This is a genomic window from Paenalkalicoccus suaedae, from assembly GCF_006965545.2.
GTDB classification, from domain to species: domain Bacteria; phylum Bacillota; class Bacilli; order Bacillales; family Salisediminibacteriaceae; genus Paenalkalicoccus; species Paenalkalicoccus suaedae.
In genome coordinates, this window is record NZ_CP041372.2 from 3,925,290 (window position 1) to 3,941,459 (window position 16,170).

The 16,170-nt window shown below is 45.2% G+C and carries 13 protein-coding genes and 1 other annotated feature; of the genes, 3 read left to right on the forward strand and 10 right to left on the reverse strand.

What is annotated here, in order from left to right; genetic code table 11:
* Positions 1-39: 39 nt before the first annotated feature.
* The 4 genes from FLK61_RS19745 to FLK61_RS19760 all read right to left on the reverse strand — a co-directional run bounded on the left by FLK61_RS19745 (position 40) and on the right by FLK61_RS19760 (position 4,932).
* Positions 40-1,041: an ABC transporter permease gene (locus FLK61_RS19745; RefSeq protein WP_176011044.1), complete on the reverse strand. Its 1,002-nt coding sequence runs from the start codon at positions 1,039-1,041 to the stop codon at positions 40-42.
* Positions 1,042-1,167: 126 nt separating this feature from the next.
* Complete coding sequence (locus FLK61_RS19750) at positions 1,168-2,880, reverse strand: ABC transporter substrate-binding protein (protein WP_176011045.1); 1,713 nt, start codon at positions 2,878-2,880, stop codon at positions 1,168-1,170.
* 23 nt (positions 2,881-2,903) lie between these two features.
* Positions 2,904-3,932 carry an ABC transporter ATP-binding protein gene (locus FLK61_RS19755; protein WP_176011046.1) on the reverse strand — a complete coding sequence of 343 codons (1,029 nt, stop codon included), beginning with the start codon at positions 3,930-3,932 and terminating at the stop codon, positions 2,904-2,906.
* Positions 3,895-4,932: an ABC transporter ATP-binding protein gene (locus FLK61_RS19760; protein WP_176011047.1), complete on the reverse strand. Its 1,038-nt coding sequence runs from the start codon at positions 4,930-4,932 to the stop codon at positions 3,895-3,897. Before FLK61_RS19760 ends, FLK61_RS19755 begins: the two co-directional genes overlap by 38 nt.
* A gap of 396 nt (positions 4,933-5,328) precedes the next feature.
* Here FLK61_RS19760 and adh point away from each other — a divergent pair, with 396 nt between their 5' ends.
* The 3 genes from adh (at position 5,329) to argS (ending at position 9,414) form a co-directional block, all read left to right on the forward strand.
* Positions 5,329-6,849: an aldehyde dehydrogenase gene (gene adh / locus FLK61_RS19765; RefSeq protein ID WP_176011048.1), complete on the forward strand. Its 1,521-nt coding sequence runs from the start codon at positions 5,329-5,331 to the stop codon at positions 6,847-6,849.
* Between the two features lie 19 nt (positions 6,850-6,868).
* A complete protein-coding gene (locus FLK61_RS19770; RefSeq protein ID WP_176011049.1) occupies positions 6,869-7,225 on the forward strand; it encodes a DUF779 domain-containing protein in 357 nt (118 codons plus the stop codon).
* 212 nt (positions 7,226-7,437) lie between these two features.
* Positions 7,438-7,679 (forward strand) — a binding site (T-box leader).
* 85 nt (positions 7,680-7,764) lie between these two features.
* Complete coding sequence (gene argS / locus FLK61_RS19775) at positions 7,765-9,414, forward strand: arginine--tRNA ligase (protein WP_176011050.1); 1,650 nt, start codon at positions 7,765-7,767, stop codon at positions 9,412-9,414.
* 251 nt (positions 9,415-9,665) lie between these two features.
* Here the strand turns inward: argS and FLK61_RS19780 are convergent, their stop codons facing one another.
* From FLK61_RS19780 to walK, 6 genes are all read right to left on the reverse strand, one after another.
* Positions 9,666-9,833 carry a CxxH/CxxC protein gene (locus tag FLK61_RS19780; protein ID WP_176011051.1) on the reverse strand — a complete coding sequence of 56 codons (168 nt, stop codon included), beginning with the start codon at positions 9,831-9,833 and terminating at the stop codon, positions 9,666-9,668.
* 145 nt (positions 9,834-9,978) lie between these two features.
* Positions 9,979-11,226, reverse strand: coding sequence for a S1C family serine protease (locus FLK61_RS19785; protein WP_176011052.1), 1,248 nt, complete (start codon positions 11,224-11,226; stop codon positions 9,979-9,981).
* 173 nt (positions 11,227-11,399) lie between these two features.
* Entirely contained in the window at positions 11,400-12,194 is a 795-nt protein-coding gene (locus FLK61_RS19790; protein WP_176011053.1) for an MBL fold metallo-hydrolase, read from the reverse strand.
* 16 nt (positions 12,195-12,210) lie between these two features.
* Positions 12,211-12,993 carry a two-component system regulatory protein YycI gene (locus FLK61_RS19795; RefSeq protein ID WP_176011054.1) on the reverse strand — a complete coding sequence of 261 codons (783 nt, stop codon included), beginning with the start codon at positions 12,991-12,993 and terminating at the stop codon, positions 12,211-12,213.
* The gene (locus tag FLK61_RS19800; protein WP_176011055.1) at positions 12,980-14,341 is read right to left on the reverse strand and encodes a YycH family regulatory protein; all 1,362 of its coding nucleotides are present in this window, start codon (positions 14,339-14,341) and stop codon (positions 12,980-12,982) included. Before FLK61_RS19800 ends, FLK61_RS19795 begins: the two co-directional genes overlap by 14 nt.
* Positions 14,338-16,170: a cell wall metabolism sensor histidine kinase WalK gene (gene walK, locus FLK61_RS19805; protein WP_176011056.1), complete on the reverse strand. Its 1,833-nt coding sequence runs from the start codon at positions 16,168-16,170 to the stop codon at positions 14,338-14,340. Before walK ends, FLK61_RS19800 begins: the two co-directional genes overlap by 4 nt.

Below are 16,170 nucleotides of genomic sequence, written 5' to 3' on the forward strand. Positions count from 1 at the left end.
GGCTTTCGATTCTCCATCTGTTATGTCCCCCTCTCCGTATTAGTATTTAATACGAGGATCGATGTAGCTATAAAGTAAGTCGACAAGCAGGTTGATCATGACAAACATAAAGGCCACGACTAAGATTCCTGTTTGAATAACTGGGTAATCACGGTTACTGATCGCGTCGTAGACGTATCGACCAATGCCTGGCCAGCTAAAAATCGTTTCTGTCAAAATCGCGCCTCCAAGTAACGCCCCTGTTTGTAAACCAACAACGGTTAGTACTGGGATGACGGCGTTTTTGAAGCCGTGACGGTAAACAACAGACAGGCTGTTAATCCCTTTTGCTTCTACCGTACGTATGTAGTCGGAGCGAAGTACTTCAAGCATGCTCGATCTCGTCATACGCGCAATAATCGCCATTGGAATCGTTCCAAGAGCAATACCAGGTAGCACGAGGTGACGAAGGGTTGTGACAAACTGATCAGGTCGACCGCTAATGAGTGTATCAATTAAATAAAAATGCGTGACCGTTTCGACTGGATCACGTGGATTTCCACGTCCAAATGCAGGGAACCAGCCTAAGTTTTGTGCAAAAATCCATTGCTCCATAAGACCGAGCCAGAAGATCGGCATCGATACCCCTACAAGTGCAATGATCATTGCCGTGTAGTCAAAAATCGAATTTTGCTTCCAAGCGCTAATAATACCTGCGTTCACTCCAACGATAATCGCAAAAACCATCGCAAACAGCGTGAGCTCAATCGTTGCTGCTAAAAACGGCCAAATCTCTGCTGAAATCGCACCGTTCGTTCGAAGTGACGTACCTAAATCCCCCTGCAGTAGGCCCATCATATAATCCGCATACTGCACGAAGTAGGGCTCGTTTAGTCCAAGCTGCTCTTCTAGCTGCTCGATTTGCTGCGGAGTTGCCTGCTCTCCTAAGATCGTTTGCGCGGGATTACCCGGGATTAAATGAATGATGGAAAAGGTGATCAAAGACATCCCGATCAGGACAGGAATTAGCATGAGTAATCGTCGTATAGTATATGAAATCATTCTGCTCACCTCACACTTCCAAATGCGTTTTAATAGACTCTGTTGAGAAACCACAATCTGATTTCTCCAATAAAAAGAGAGGGCAGGGGCGCTACGCGGTCTACCTGCCCTCAGGGAGGTTACAATTTACTCAGTCAAATATACGTCTGTTAGTGGCTCACTTGTAGATGGGTGAGGCACGTAGTCAGCGATACGATCGCTACCAGCTAGAACTGGGCGAGAGTGTACAAGTGGAACCATTGGAGCATCCTCGTGCATGATCGCTTGTGCTTGCTCATACAGGTCAGCGCGCTCTTCTTCATCAATGGATACCTTCGCTTGGTCGACTAACGCGTCGAACTCATCGCTACGGTAGAACGTACGGTTACCACCAGGAATAGCGTCCTGAGTTAATAGGTTACCGAAGAAGTAGTCAGGATCCCCGTTTGTACCAGACCAACCTAGCATGAAGACATCTTGCTCTCCAGCTTCTGTTTGCTCTAGGTACGTTGCCCACTCCATGGATACGATGTTAGCAGTAACACCAATATCAGCAAGGTTTGCCTGCATAACTTCAGCAGCTCGCTCTGGGTCTGGCATGTATGGACGTGCAACTGGCATTGTCCATAGGTCTAGCTCAAATCCATCGCCAAGTCCCGCTTCTTCAAGAAGCTCCATTGCGCGATCTGGATCATATGCATACTCATCAACCTGGTCGTTATAGCCTAAGTATCCTGGTGGGATAATGTTTTTAGCAGGCTCCGCAAGACCAGCATATAGCGTTGTGATTAGTGTTTCTTTATCGATTGCATGGTTAAGTGCTTGACGTACCTGCTGGTTGTCGAATGGCTCTTTATCCATGTTGAAGCCTAGGTAACCAATGTTATTAGTTGTACGTTCAAACATTGCTAGACCAGCTTCTCCTTCAATTGCAGCAATATCATCTGGGTTTAAACCGTCCATAAGATCGATTTCACCAGAACGAAGTGCTGTTAGACGAGCAGAGTTATCCGGAATTACTTGGAAGATAACTTGATCAAGCTTTGGTAGACCTTCTTGCCAGTAGTCTTCGTTCTTTTCAAGAACGATCGAGTCGTTACGGCTCCAGCTAACAAACTTGAATGGTCCTGTTCCTACTGGGTTCTCGTTAATTGTAGCTCCAAACTCCTCAAATGCTGCTGGAGAAGTCATGGCGAAGTAGCTCATCCCCATGTTTTGGAGGAAAGATCCTAGCTGTTGGTTTAAAACAAACTCCACTTCATAGTCACTAACCGCATTAATTTCTTCGATTACGTGACCTTCGTCACCAGCGAATCCACCAAACTGTGTGCCGTATACGCTATACGCGTATCCTTCGTCAGCAAAGTTATACTCGTGGTTAGGATCAGCCCAACGCTCAAAGTTTAGCTTTACTGCATCTGCATTAAATGGTGTACCGTCGTGGAAGCTTACGCCTTCACGAAGTGTGAATGTGTACGTTAATCCGTCTTCTGATACGTCCCATTCTGTTGCAAGACCTGGCTCTAATTCAAACGAGTCGTCAGCAAAGAATAGTAAGCTTTCATAGATTTGTTGCGTAACACGAGAGGATTCTCCGTCTGTAACACTTGCGTAGTCAAGACTTACTGAGTCTCCACCACGTGCAAAAATTAAGCTTTGGTCAGCAGCCATATCTCCTGCTGGTTCTTCTGCTGCAGCTTCTCCGTTTTCGCCATTTGCTGGCTCTTCGTTATTCGCTGGCTCGTTGTTTGTTGCGCCATCATTTGTTCCTCCGTTTGCTGGCTCAGAATCGTCGCCGCCACAGGCTGCGAGTAATGTCGTGAGTGCAAGAACGGAAACTAACCATTTACCCTTCTTCATTCCTTTGTCCCCCTTAAGATTTGTTAGTTTGACTTGCTATAGTAATCTGTAGTCGCCGGCTCTTGTCCCTCTTTGGTGTATAAGTGGCAGGCTACAAAATGGCTATCCTTTGCTTCTTGGAACGTTGGTACAACGGACTTACATACATCCATGGCCTTCGGACAGCGCGTATGGAACGTGCAGCCTGACGGTGGATTGGATGGGCTTGGTACATCGCCCTGCAAAATAACACGCTCGCGTCTGACATCCGGATCTGGATCCGGTACAGCGGAAAGTAGAGACTGCGTATATGGATGAAGAGGCTCCTCGTAGAGCGCTTCATTTGAAGCAAGCTCGACCATTTTGCCTAAATACATCACGCCAATACGATCGCTAATGTGCTTCACTACACTCAAATCGTGCGCAATAAAGATATAGGTAAGACCAAATTTCTCTTGAAGGTCCTCCATCAAATTCAATATTTGAGATTGTATGGAAACATCAAGCGCAGAAACAGGCTCATCACATACAATAAGCTTCGGATTAACGATTAACGCTCGTGCAATCCCGATGCGCTGACGTTGACCACCACTAAACTGGTGCGGATAGCGAGACGCCATTTCTCCAGGAAGTCCAACGATTTCTAAAATCTCTTGTACCTTCTTTTTACGCTCCGCTTTTGTCCCAATTCCATGGACAATAAGTGGCTCTGAAAGGATCTTTTCGATTTTATGTCTAGGGTTCAGTGATGCGTATGGATCCTGAAAGATAATTTGCATATCTCGTCGCATCTTGCGCATCTCTTCATTGCTAAGCTTTGTGACGTCCTTGCCTTCAAATTCTATTTCTCCAGCAGACGGTTCAATGAGTCGTAAGAGTGATTTCCCTGTTGTCGATTTCCCACAGCCAGATTCTCCTACAATCCCTAATACCTCGCCTTCATAGACCTCAAAGGATACGTCATCCACTGCCTTGACGTCCCCTACTCGCTTGGCAAATACCCCACCTGTAATGGGAAAATATTTTTTAAGTCCTTTAACTTTTAACAGTGGCTTCGTCTCTGTTTGCGCCATTACTTTCGCCCCCTTCTTGATCGTATAAGAAGCAGCGACATGTATGACCTTGCTTTAGTTCAAGTAGCGCCGGATCCTCTTTCACACATCGATCAAACGCATCCTCACACCTTGCTGCAAAACGACATCCTGTTTTAATAGAGCCTGGCTTTGGCACGTTACCCGGAATCGAATAAAGGCGCTCTTCGCGTCCTGTAATCTTAGGTAAAGACCTGATAAGCCCTCGCGTATACGGATGCTTCGGCTCTTTCAAAATCGTGCGCACATCTCCTTGCTCCACAACCTTCCCCGCATACATAACGGCAACCCGATCACACATCTCGGCAACAACGCCTAGATCGTGTGTGATCATCATGATCGCCGTTCCTTTTTCTTTATTTAACTTACGCATCAAATCCAGAATTTGGGCTTGAATCGTCACATCAAGCGCAGTTGTAGGCTCGTCCGCTATGAGCACCTCTGGATCACACGCCATCGCAATGGCTATCATGACACGCTGTCTCATCCCACCTGACAGCTGATGAGGATATTCATCCACGATCTCATCGGCTCTCGGAATCCCAACAAGCTTGAGCATGTCAATCGCTATTTGACGTGCTTCCTTTTTACTCACATCGCGATGTCGCCTTACCCCCTCCATGATCTGAAAACCAATTTTGAAGAGTGGGTCAAGAGACGTCATCGGCTCTTGGAAGATCATCGCGATCTGATTCCCTCTTAGATCTCGCATTCTTTTTTTAGAAATGGTGACGAGGTTTTCTTCTTTTCCATCCTGCTGACGGAATACAATCTCTCCACCTACGATTTTGCCTGGTGGATTTGGGACTAGACCCATGACAGATAAAGAAGTAACACTCTTACCGCAACCAGATTCACCAACTATCCCTAATACTTCTCCTGCGTTTATGTAAAAACTAACATCATCTACCGCTGGAATCTCGCCCCGGTCTGTAAAAAAGTGTGTCTCTAGGTGATTCACTTCGAGTACGGGCTTATTCATATGTTTCCTCCCTTAATATGGAGAATAGCACTCCTATATATTGCTATAATAAAATATGTACTAAAATTCAAAAAATTAAATGTTTTATAAAAATAAATTACTATACAATCATGTGAATATCAATCTTTTTTTTGAGTAATTATAAAAAATTATGGGATACACACATTATGGTGGAATACGTTATTAGAAGAGTTTTTGTCGAAAAAGACTGATAAATCAATCTTTTTGTAGCATTTTTTGTCTTTCCTATATGCGCATATTCATGCATTACCACGACTTACGAAATAAAAGAATGTTTGTCTTATTTTCTCACATTATGGTAAAATGAAAGCGCTTGCAGATGTTATTAGCAACTTAGAGATTCCTATTACGTTTGAAGAGGAGAGGGATGATCGAATGAAATACGCTGCACCGAACACGAAGGATAGCTTAGTACAATTTAAGAGCCGTTATGACAACTATATTGGAGGAGAATGGGTAGCACCGCGTGGTGGCGAGTATTTTGAGAATACGACCTCCGTTACTGGCGAAGTGATCTGTGAGATGGCACGCTCTCAAAAAGAGGACATCGAGCTTGCACTTGACGCTGCTCATAAAGCGAAGGCTGCATGGGGCGCAACCTCTACAACAGAACGAGCAAACATATTAAATAAAATTGCCGATCGCATGGAGGCAAACCTAGAGATGCTAGCTGTTGCCGAGACGTGGGAAAACGGAAAGGCTGTGCGTGAAACATTGGCTGCAGATATTCCGCTCGCAGTCGACCATTTCCGCTACTTTGCGGGAGCAATTCGTGCGCAGGAAGGTAGTATCGGTCAAATCGATAACGATCTCGTTGCCTACCATTTCCATGAGCCAGTTGGCGTTGTCGGACAGATTATTCCGTGGAACTTCCCGCTTCTTATGGCTGCTTGGAAGCTCGCACCAGCACTCGTTGCCGGCAACTGTGTCGTATTAAAGCCTGCTGAACAAACGCCAACGTCTATTTTTGTTTGGCTTGAGCTGATCGAAGACCTCCTGCCACCTGGCGTGTTAAATATCGTGAGCGGGTTTGGCGTCGAGGCTGGTAAGCCACTTGCGTCCAATTCACGAATTAATAAAGTCGCTTTCACTGGCGAAACAACGACGGGACGTCTCATCATGCAGTATGCATCGGAAAACTTGATCCCAGTCACACTTGAGCTTGGCGGTAAGTCTCCGAACCTCTTCTTCGAAGACGTGCTCCAGCACAACGATAGCTTTTTCCAAAAAGCATTAGAAGGCTTCTCCATGTTTGCCTTAAACCAAGGAGAAGTATGTACATGTCCATCTCGTGCGCTCATTCAGGACTCGATTTATGACAAGTTCATGCAGCACGCTGTGGAGCGCGTCAACAAAATTAAGATGGGTGACCCTCTAGATACAGACACGATGATGGGCGCACAGGCTTCTAAAGAGCAGCTCGACAAAATCCTTTCCTATATGGATATTGGTAAGCAGGAAGGCGCTAAAATCCTGACAGGCGGCGAGCAGGCCGACCTTGGTGGTAGCCTAAGCGGTGGCTATTACGTCAAGCCAACCATTTTTGAGGGCAAAAATAATATGCGTATCTTCCAAGAGGAGATTTTTGGTCCTGTTGTATCGGTTACGTCCTTTAAGGATCACGCTGAGGCGCTCCACATTGCAAACGACACGCTCTATGGACTTGGCGCTGGCGTCTGGTCACGTAACATCAACACCGCTTACCGCTTCGGTCGCGCTATTCAAGCAGGACGCGTGTGGACAAACTGTTACCACGACTACCCTGCACACGCTGCATTCGGAGGCTATAAAAAGTCCGGAATCGGCCGTGAGAATCACCTTATGATGCTCGGTCACTATCAGCAGACCAAGAACATGCTAGTTAGCTATAGCGAGGAGCCAAAAGGATTCTTTTAAACAGAAAGGAAGGAGAGCCATGGTGGAGCGAGTAACGGCAACAGATGCAACACTCGAGCTCATTGAAAAACTGAAGAATCGCCACGGCCCACTCATGTTCCATCAATCAGGAGGCTGCTGTGACGGTAGCTCGCCGATGTGTTACCAAGATGGGGAGCTACGCATCGGTGAATCAGATATTCATTTAGGTACCATTGGAGACAGCAACTTTTACATCTCCAAAGACCAATATGAATATTGGAAGCACACGCAGCTCATCATTGATGTCGTGGACGGACGAGGCGGCATGTTTTCGTTGGAAGGACCTGAGGGGAAGCGATTTTTAGTCCGCTCGCGCGTGTTTACGGAAGAAGAACGCGCGGAGCTGAAGCTTTAACAGGAATAACGGTAAAAGTTTTAGTAGCTTCTGATTAATAATGAAGGAACCGATGCTTGTTTTCGGTTCCTTTTTTTGTGAACATTCATATAGTCGAAATGCACACGATTTCCATACTCATGTCACTTTATGTTATACGTATTTTGAATACCCCTTTCACCTCCCCTACCTCCACCATCTAGACAACATAAATCAATATATGGTAATATAGGGAAAATTCGATGATGAAGAGAGTACATACATAGTTGGCACAAAGCGACTCAGGGACTGGTGAAAGCCTGAGCAAAGCAATGTAAGGAAACGCACTTCAGAGAAGCATACCTGAACGAGCAAGTAGGGTGTGCCGGTCCCGTAACCGTTATTACGTCAAGCTGGGTTTACACCATATGTTCCAACCTGAACTATCACGTAAACCAAAGAGAGTGGCACCGCGGACAAACGATCCGTCTCTCTATAAGGGAGCTCATTTACGACCATCAGGCATTCCTGATGGTCTTTTTGTTGTTTTCCTATTTATATGAAAAGGGTGTGTATCTGTCATGATTTACGAACAAGCGCTATCTATTCTATCCCCTCACGTACAAGAAGATCTTCAAAAAGAGGAGATTCTTTCTCTCCTCGAAACGCCAAAACGTGAATTTGGTGACGTCGCCTTTCCATGTTTCAGACTAGCAAAGACTCGTCGCAAGTCGAAAGCCACGATTGCTCAGGAAATTGCCACAGCAATCGGTCCAGAGGCTGAAGCCATCGGTGGTTATGTCAACCTGCGTCTTCCACGCGGGACATTTGCCGAAGAGCTACTTGCATCTATCCTATCTGCCGGCAAGAATTATGGGCAACAGCCTGCCTCGAGTAAAAAGGTCGCGATTGACTTTTCTTCCCCAAACATCGCTAAGCCATTCTCGATGGGTCATTTGAGATCGACGGTGATTGGGCATGCCATCGCTCGCTTGTACGAAAAAAATGGCGCAACTCCGATCCGCATTAATCATATCGGCGACTGGGGCACACAGTTTGGCAAGCTGATTTATGCTTACAAGCAGTGGGGTTCTGAGGTGAAAATTAGAGAGAATCCGATCAAAGAGTTATTCACTCTCTACGTCCGCTTTCATGAAGAAGAGAACCAGGACCCAACACTTGCCGACAAAGGACGCTATTGGTTTAAGCAATTAGAGGAGGGCGATCAAGAGGCTACGTCACTTTGGACGTGGTTTCGCGAGGAGTCGTTGCGCGCCTTTACCGAACTTTATGATCTTTTAGGCGTCACGTTTGATACGTATGAAGGGGAATCTTTCTATAATGATAAGATGACCCAGGCACTCAAAAGGCTTGAGGACCAGCAGCTTCTTAGTGAATCAGATGGCGCAACGATTGTTTCGTTAGGAAAGTATGGGTATCCTCCGCTTTTACTAAAAAAATCAGACGGTGCAACACTTTACGCAACGCGAGACGTTGCGGCAGCATGCTATCGTAAGGAGTACTACAAGGCGGATGAGCTCGTCTATGTCGTCGGCAATGAGCAACAGCTTTACTTTAATCAGCTTCAAGCTGTGTTAAAGGAGGCCAACATTGCGCCCTCCCTCTCTCACGTTCGCTTTGGCATGGTGCTACAGGATGGGAAGAAAATGTCGACTCGAAAAGGAAAGGTTATTTTGTTGGAGGATGTATTAGCAGAAGCGATCGACTTAGCTGCACATAATATAGAAGAAAAAAATCCAGGACTTCCAAATAAAGAGGAAGTTGCAAAGCAAGTAGGCGTTGGCGCTATTCTCTTTCACGACTTAAAAAACGATCGCCTTCATGACTTAGCGTTTTCATTAAAGGATATTTTGCAGTTTGAAGGCGAGACTGGACCATACGTGCAATACGCATATGCAAGAGCTTCATCCCTGATCAAGAAGTCGTCCTCTATAAAGCCTTCGCCTACTAATCGACCTTACTCGGATGAGGAATGGCACGTGATTACCACACTGTCGCAATTTCCAATCGTCTTAAAAGACGCCTGCGACAAGCATAATCCTTCCCTTGTTGCTCGCTACACGCTGGACCTTGCTCGTGATTTTTCGCGCTTTTATGCACACGAACCTATCTCGCAGGATGCCTCCAAGCTTGCTATCGTGGAGTCTGTCCGCACCGTTCTTCAAGAAGGCCTGTGGATACTTGGCATTGAGGCGCCAGAAGATATGTAATATCAGGTTATGCACAGTTATCCACGGTTCAATTAGTTATCCACAAATCTTATCCACATATACACAGGAAAAAGGGAGCACTCTGTTACCCACAGTTTGTTCCCCTTTGTCTGTATGTAAGCGATTTTGATCCTTTACAATCCGTTTACATCGTGTTCGTATTTTTATTGTTAAGGTCGCTACCTATTGGGGTGCTACCTTACTTAGAATTTACCATGTGTATAACTGTGCATAACTTTGTGGGTAACTTTTTAATCGTTCTTCTCCACTTTGTAATCGGCTTCGGCTTCGCATAAGAAACAGGTCCATTTTTCCTCTGCTACTTCTGCTAATTTTTCCATATGTGGCGGTAAGCTTCCGTCTTCTAGGCACTCTTCCAGCGCTTCTTCAATGTGCTCTGTACAGCTGTAAATGATCATAGATGTTGCCTCCTTATTTATCCACAGGTGGATAGGTGTATTCGTAGTTAGTATAGCATAGGATGAATCTTGTGGATGAAAAATCCGCGTTGTCTACAACAAAAAAACCGCCCCATCAAGGAGCGGTTCGTTCATGCTTTATTCATTAAAATACTTGTTTTTCTAACGTTAGTTCGACGCTTTGCTGTTCGCCGTCACGGTAGAAGGATACCTCGATCGTATCTCCAATGCTAACATCCGAGTAAAGGAATCGTCGTAAATCGTTTGCATCAAGTACTTCTTCTCCGTCTAGCGATACGATAACGTCGCCTTCATTGAGGCCTGCCGTAGCTGCTGGTGTATTTGGCTGTACGCCTTCTACATATACACCACCAGTGACGTCTTCTGGAAGGCCTAATGTATCCTGCCAGTGGAAGCTAGGGATTTCTTGCAGAGATCGAAGCACGATACCCATTTGAGGGCGCTGTACTTCACCAAACTGCTCTAGGTCCTCAATAACTGGTACAGCGATATCTGTCGGAATAGAAAAGCCAATTCCTTCTACTTCTTGCTGAGAGATCTTCATAGAGTTAATACCAATGACCTCTCCTTGAATATTCAATAGCGCACCACCTGAGTTACCTGGGTTAATCGCAGCATCAGTTTGTAAAACCTCCGCTTCCCAATCAGGCTGTCCATTGCCTGTTAAATCAATTGGAATACTTCTCTCCACGGCACTGATGATACCTAACGTGACAGAGCCTTCAAAGGATAGTGGGTTACCAATCGCAATTGCTGGCTCGCCAGCCCGTAATGATTCGGAGTCTCCAAAGTCAGCAACTGTATCGATGCCTTCTGAATCAATCGTAAGTACGGCTAAGTCCGTTAACACATCTTCCCCAACAAATTCAGCTGGTACGCGAGAGCCGTCTCCAAGCGTGATATCAATACGCGTTTGGCCAGATGCGGCACCCTCTATAACGTGCTGATTCGTTACGACAAAAGCGCGTTCACCTTCAATTTTATAAATGATGCCGGATCCTGTGCCAAGATCACGTCCGCCGTTGCTAAACATGCTCGTATCCTGCGCGTTCATGTTTACAACACCTACGACTGCGTCTGAAACACGGTCAACGGCTTCAATGACTTCTGAAGTCGTTTGTAAATTAACAGTCTCTAGCTGTTCTGTTATATCTTCTGAGCTTGCTTCACTATTTGTTTGCACTTCTTCTACGCTACTCGCTCCTTGAGGAACAACCTCATACGGGAGAAATCCGTTTGAAGAAAGAAACGGGACAGAGAACAAAACAAGAAGCGCTCCTGCGATACTTGCAAAAAATCCAACAAAGCCTGTGCGTTTCGATCCATTACTGCGTCTACCTGCTCGTGGTGAATCTGAATCGTAATATCCCATCTGTAAAACCCTCCTCCATTAGTAACGTGTATGAGAAAAGTTGAATGTCTTTCTTCACGTTCTATTTTCATTTTAATAGTCAGAAAACATCAAGTAAATTAGAAGGACTTAAGTTCGATGATTTTTTACAACTCACGTTTTTTTCCCATAAATAGGCACGTTTCCTTACGCAATTACACCGTTTTTAGCGTAGTTGGTACATAAGGATCGGTATCAAATAGTCTAACCTGATTCACGACATCAATACCTGCTCCTTGAAGAGTTTGTTGGACGGTCATCGTCGCAATTTCTTTCACGTTATTATTTAAGCTTAAGTGTGATAAATAGACGTCCATCTTTCGGTTTTTCGTCATGTCAATTAGCGCAAGTCCAGCATCCTCGTTCGATACGTGTCCTTCATCACTCAATATACGCCGTTTCGTGGACCATGGATAGCTGCCCATACGTAGCATACCCACATCATGGTTAGACTCCATTAACAGCACATTAGAATCCTCCGCAGCACCCATCATATGGTCGCTGACATAGCCTGTGTCTGTTAACACCGTTAGCTTGCGACCTTCATGCATGAAGGAAAAGAACATCGGGTCAGCTGCATCGTGAGAGACACGGAACGACGACACGTCTAAATCCTCAAATGTGCGCAGTTTATCGCTCTCAAAATGAAACTTATGATCTGGCGAAATCTTTCCAATTGACCGCTCCATCGCCTGCCATGTTTTTTCGTTTGCATAAATCGGCACATGAAAGCGTCGGGATAAAATCCCGACACCTTTAATGTGGTCACTATGCTCATGGCTTACTAAAATACCGTCCAAATCACTAGGGTTCACACCGATTTCTGTTAAGCTTTCAACGAGCTTTTTACCTGTTAGTCCTGCATCCACGAGCAATCGTTGCTTTGGCGTTTCTATATAAATCGCATTTCCTGTACTTCCGCTCGCAAGTACGCTAAATCGTAAACTCATTCTGCGTAGTTCCCCTTTAGTTGCTGGATTGTAATTCGCCTCTAATGGCGTCGACAAAATAATATTCGTCGTTTGCTTGAATGCGCCATACTGGTGCATACACTTGAAAGTCTGCGTCAATCTCTACTCGATTATAGTAACCAAGCTCCGCACCATCTACCACCGAGTTTGGCGGAAGCTGCGATTCCCTCATCAGCACTTCGATAACTTTAACAGGGGACAATAGCTCCTGCTCAGCTCCCTGCTCTGTAATAGCTAAATACGTTTGCTGATAGGAATCAATATTACCTTCCTCATTTAAAAATAGCAGTAAATGAAAATTCTCCCGATCATACTGATCAATTTTAATCCCATCATACGTTTGGTAGAGACCAATAACTCCCTCATCTTCATCATGCGCAGCAAACTCATAGCGATCCCCATTTAGCACATAGTTCTGGCTTAAGAATGCCTCTACGCTTGCTCGCAAATTAGATGAAACAAGTCTTACTGGTGTATCAAGCTCTGACGTAATAATGGAATCGTTTAACAGCGTAATTGTTTGATCCTCTAGCTCCTGATTTAAAAACGGCTCTTGAAATGTTCGTATCTGTGCTGTTATCGGTGCACCATACAGCGTCTCTTCCGGATCTTCTATTTGAATATCAATATTCTGCTCCGCGATTTGCGATTCAAGCTCCCAAGAAGGCAGATCACTAATTTGCCGCTGTGCCTGCTTTTCGTAGAGCTGATAGCCAAGGAATATGTTAAGCATAAAAAAGGTGACAATAAAAATGGATTTTGTTTTACTCCAGTCCATCGTTAAACACCTGCCTCTCCCGATCCTCTGGAATACCTATTTGTAGCCACGATCCGCCGACCTTCACAAACCAGCTAGGTGTAAAGAAAGCATAGGAATTTTGCCTGTTCATTTCAAGACCAACGCGAATATCCTCCACCTCTTCAATCGAAAATGGTTCGTTCTGCTCTATTTGCTCCTCTAAATCGCTAAACGCAGGGAGGGTCTCTCTCGAATCAACGTTCATTAAAGGCTCGTCCTCTAGTTGGAACATAGGACGAACATACTCTGTTATTTGACTACCTGATCGTGCAATTTCAATCGAATAATGCCCAGCTTGATTTGTATTGGCATCCATAACTGGCATACCGTCGACATGCAATCTATACGTAATGTGATCCGTCATTCCAGACTCTGACCAATCCATCGCATAATAGTCATCTGTCCACCCAAAATGACCGTTAACAAATTCGGAGCTTGCCTGCAGGATCGATTGTGTGATCGGGTTTGAAGAACTAATATCTGGGCGAATATACGTCAAAACGGAGTTATTCTCACTCATATTCATAACGCGATACCCATCTGTATATAAATTCTCCTGATTCGCTTGGAAATACTGGTTCACGTAGTCTGGATTAGAAAACAGCGTTTGAATAAACGACGTAATCGGCAGAGACCTTGACTCATAGGTTAAAACAGGCATACTGAACGATTCCGTTGTCACATAGCTAATCTCTTCAAAACTACTTGTCCCATTTGGTTGAAATACTCTTTTTTCGACAGGCGTGCGAAATTGCTCGGTCCCATCATAAAAATTTTGAAGCTGTGTGCTTGAAAGTTCGGTATTTGATTCAAATACCGTTTCATTCGTGTAATCTATAAACTGGATGAGGACATCTGTATTCGCTGATGGCGTTTCGCGAACAATAATACGATCCACGGAATCAATCATAATATCCTCTTCATCTATTTGAAAGATTTCTTGTAGCCAGTCGCCATCAATTGGCGTTTCAAAAACGAGCTCAATTCCTCTCATTGAGCCTTCAAGAGACGGTGCATTTGTTGCGCCCATCTCTGTCATCATCTCAAGCTCTATATTAGAGAGGCGAACCATCAGCTCCTCATACCGATCGTCTGTTGGGTGAATCCAATACATGGCTTCACTGTTACGATCGTGTGCAATTACTTCCCTTGGCATAAGAAGCTCTAGGTTGGTACGCGTCTCACCGAGGTTCTCGATATCAATGTATACATCATCCGTTTCGTCTAATGGCTCAAGATCCGGCTGATATGTCCACACGAGGAACGTCAATGTAATACTCGTCAAAATCATTACCCACAAAACAACCGTTTTTACGTTCTCGATCATTCTGGAATCACCACTTCCTCAGCATACGGCAAGCTGAATGAAAACGTCGTGCCTTTCCCCCACTCACTGCTTACCCAAATATTACCTCCGTGCGCAAGTGCAATCTCCTTCGCAATCGCAAGTCCAAGTCCCGTCCCACCAAGGTTACGCGAGCGAGCCTTATCAACGCGATAGAAGCGATCGAATACGTTCGGAATATTTTCTTTCGGAATCCCAACGCCCTCATCTTTTACACTAACGACGATACGATCCTTTTCTTGCTTTAACGAAACTGTGATGGAGCCACCTTCAGGAGAGTACTTAACAGCGTTCGATACAATATTGTCCATCAGCTGCATGAGCTTGTCCCGATCTCCTTTAATGGCAATCGGCTCGTCCACAATCTTACGCTTAAAGTCAATTGCTTGATTCTTCGTCGACATTTCAAACCGATCGACAACCTGATTAATTAGCTGCGGCGCATGAATCGTCGCAACATTCATGTTGTAATCTTTACTATCCATTTTAGAAAGCTGTAGCAAATCATTGACAAGACGAATCATTCGGTCCGTCTCGTTCGCCGTCACCTCAAGGAACTGTGGTGCAATATCTGGATCCTGCAACGCCCCGTCCTGTAGCGCTTCTAAATAGCTCTTCATCGACGTGAGCGGCGTACGTAGCTCATGGGAGACATTCGCCACAAACTCGCGACGCTCTTCCTCCACGCGCTCCTGCTCCGTCACATCATGCAGTACCGCAATTACCCCATTCTCTTGTCCATTCTCTTTTTCAATGACAGAAAAATTAGCCTCGATCACAATCTCTTGATCAACCACATCAAAATCAAGAAGAAGTGGATCCTTAAACGTATACATATCCTCAAGCTTCATAAACTTGTCTAAATTAAGGAGCTTTAGTAAGCTCGAGCCAACAATCGACTCCTGCTTTTTATCCAGCATCTCCTCAGCCCGACGGTTCATCAGAATAACGTTCCCCTCGCGATCCGTCGCAATAACTCCGTCTGTCATATGCGTTAATACGGACGCAAGCTTTCGTCTCTCACCCTCCGTCGTAGCATTCGCATCCTGGAGCTTGTCGGTTAAATCATTAAACGTCCTAGCAAGTTGTCCAATCTCATCGTCCCCATATACCTTTACGTAACGCGAGAAATCTCCCTTACCCATGACAACAGCCTGTCGTTTCATATCCACAATCGGACGCGTAATCGTTCGCGATAAGAAAATACCGAGAGCCGCTGTTAAGCCAAGTGCAATGGCCGTTCCTGCAAAGAGAATCTGATTGATCTCCTGCATCTGATCATAAATATCCTCCATCGAGGCTTCAATATACACAGCACCTATAACCTGCTGATTTTCGGACTCGATCGGAACCGCCATAACACTCGTCCGGTTCCCGTTTTGGGTATTACGCATGATATCTGGCTCAGGGTCACGAATGCCAAGGAGCGCCTGTTTAATACGCGGGTCTGTCGCCCTCTGTCCGACCCTGTTACTTTGTGACGGACTCGTAGCGGTTAACACGACACTGTTAATGTCTATGACCTGAACGTCCGCATTTTCCATACTAAAGGCGTCACTACGCAAAATGTTGGATATTCGGGCCTCGAGACTCAAGCTATCCTCTTCGGTCTCACGCGTCATCTCTTGCTCGACGTTATAAGCGAGCAAGCTTGCTCGCTCATTTAACGTCCCAGTAAAGTTATCGCTCAGCTGTCCTTCCAGCTGTCCAGTAAAATACACGCCGATAACCTGCATCGCAATCATAATAAGCAAAACATATATCGTAACGATTTTGACATGAATTGATTTATAGAAGCGAATCTTTTTCAT

Bases quoted from the DNA above. Each gene is read 5' to 3' on its own strand.
- FLK61_RS19745 (WP_176011044.1), bottom strand. From the start codon at position 1,041: ATGATTTCATATACTATACGACGATTACTCATGCTAATTCCTGTCCTG.
- FLK61_RS19750 (WP_176011045.1), bottom strand. From the start codon at position 2,880: ATGAAGAAGGGTAAATGGTTAGTTTCCGTTCTTGCACTCACGACATTA.
- FLK61_RS19755 (WP_176011046.1), bottom strand. From the start codon at position 3,932: ATGGCGCAAACAGAGACGAAGCCACTGTTAAAAGTTAAAGGACTTAAA.
- FLK61_RS19760 (WP_176011047.1), bottom strand. From the start codon at position 4,932: ATGAATAAGCCCGTACTCGAAGTGAATCACCTAGAGACACACTTTTTT.
- adh (WP_176011048.1), top strand. From the start codon at position 5,329: ATGAAATACGCTGCACCGAACACGAAGGATAGCTTAGTACAATTTAAG.
- FLK61_RS19770 (WP_176011049.1), top strand. From the start codon at position 6,869: ATGGTGGAGCGAGTAACGGCAACAGATGCAACACTCGAGCTCATTGAA.
- argS (WP_176011050.1), top strand. From the start codon at position 7,765: ATGATTTACGAACAAGCGCTATCTATTCTATCCCCTCACGTACAAGAA.
- FLK61_RS19780 (WP_176011051.1), bottom strand. From the start codon at position 9,833: ATGATCATTTACAGCTGTACAGAGCACATTGAAGAAGCGCTGGAAGAG.
- FLK61_RS19785 (WP_176011052.1), bottom strand. From the start codon at position 11,226: ATGGGATATTACGATTCAGATTCACCACGAGCAGGTAGACGCAGTAAT.
- FLK61_RS19790 (WP_176011053.1), bottom strand. From the start codon at position 12,194: ATGAGTTTACGATTTAGCGTACTTGCGAGCGGAAGTACAGGAAATGCG.
- FLK61_RS19795 (WP_176011054.1), bottom strand. From the start codon at position 12,993: ATGGACTGGAGTAAAACAAAATCCATTTTTATTGTCACCTTTTTTATG.
- FLK61_RS19800 (WP_176011055.1), bottom strand. From the start codon at position 14,341: ATGATCGAGAACGTAAAAACGGTTGTTTTGTGGGTAATGATTTTGACG.
- walK (WP_176011056.1), bottom strand. From the start codon at position 16,170: ATGAAAAAGATTCGCTTCTATAAATCAATTCATGTCAAAATCGTTACG.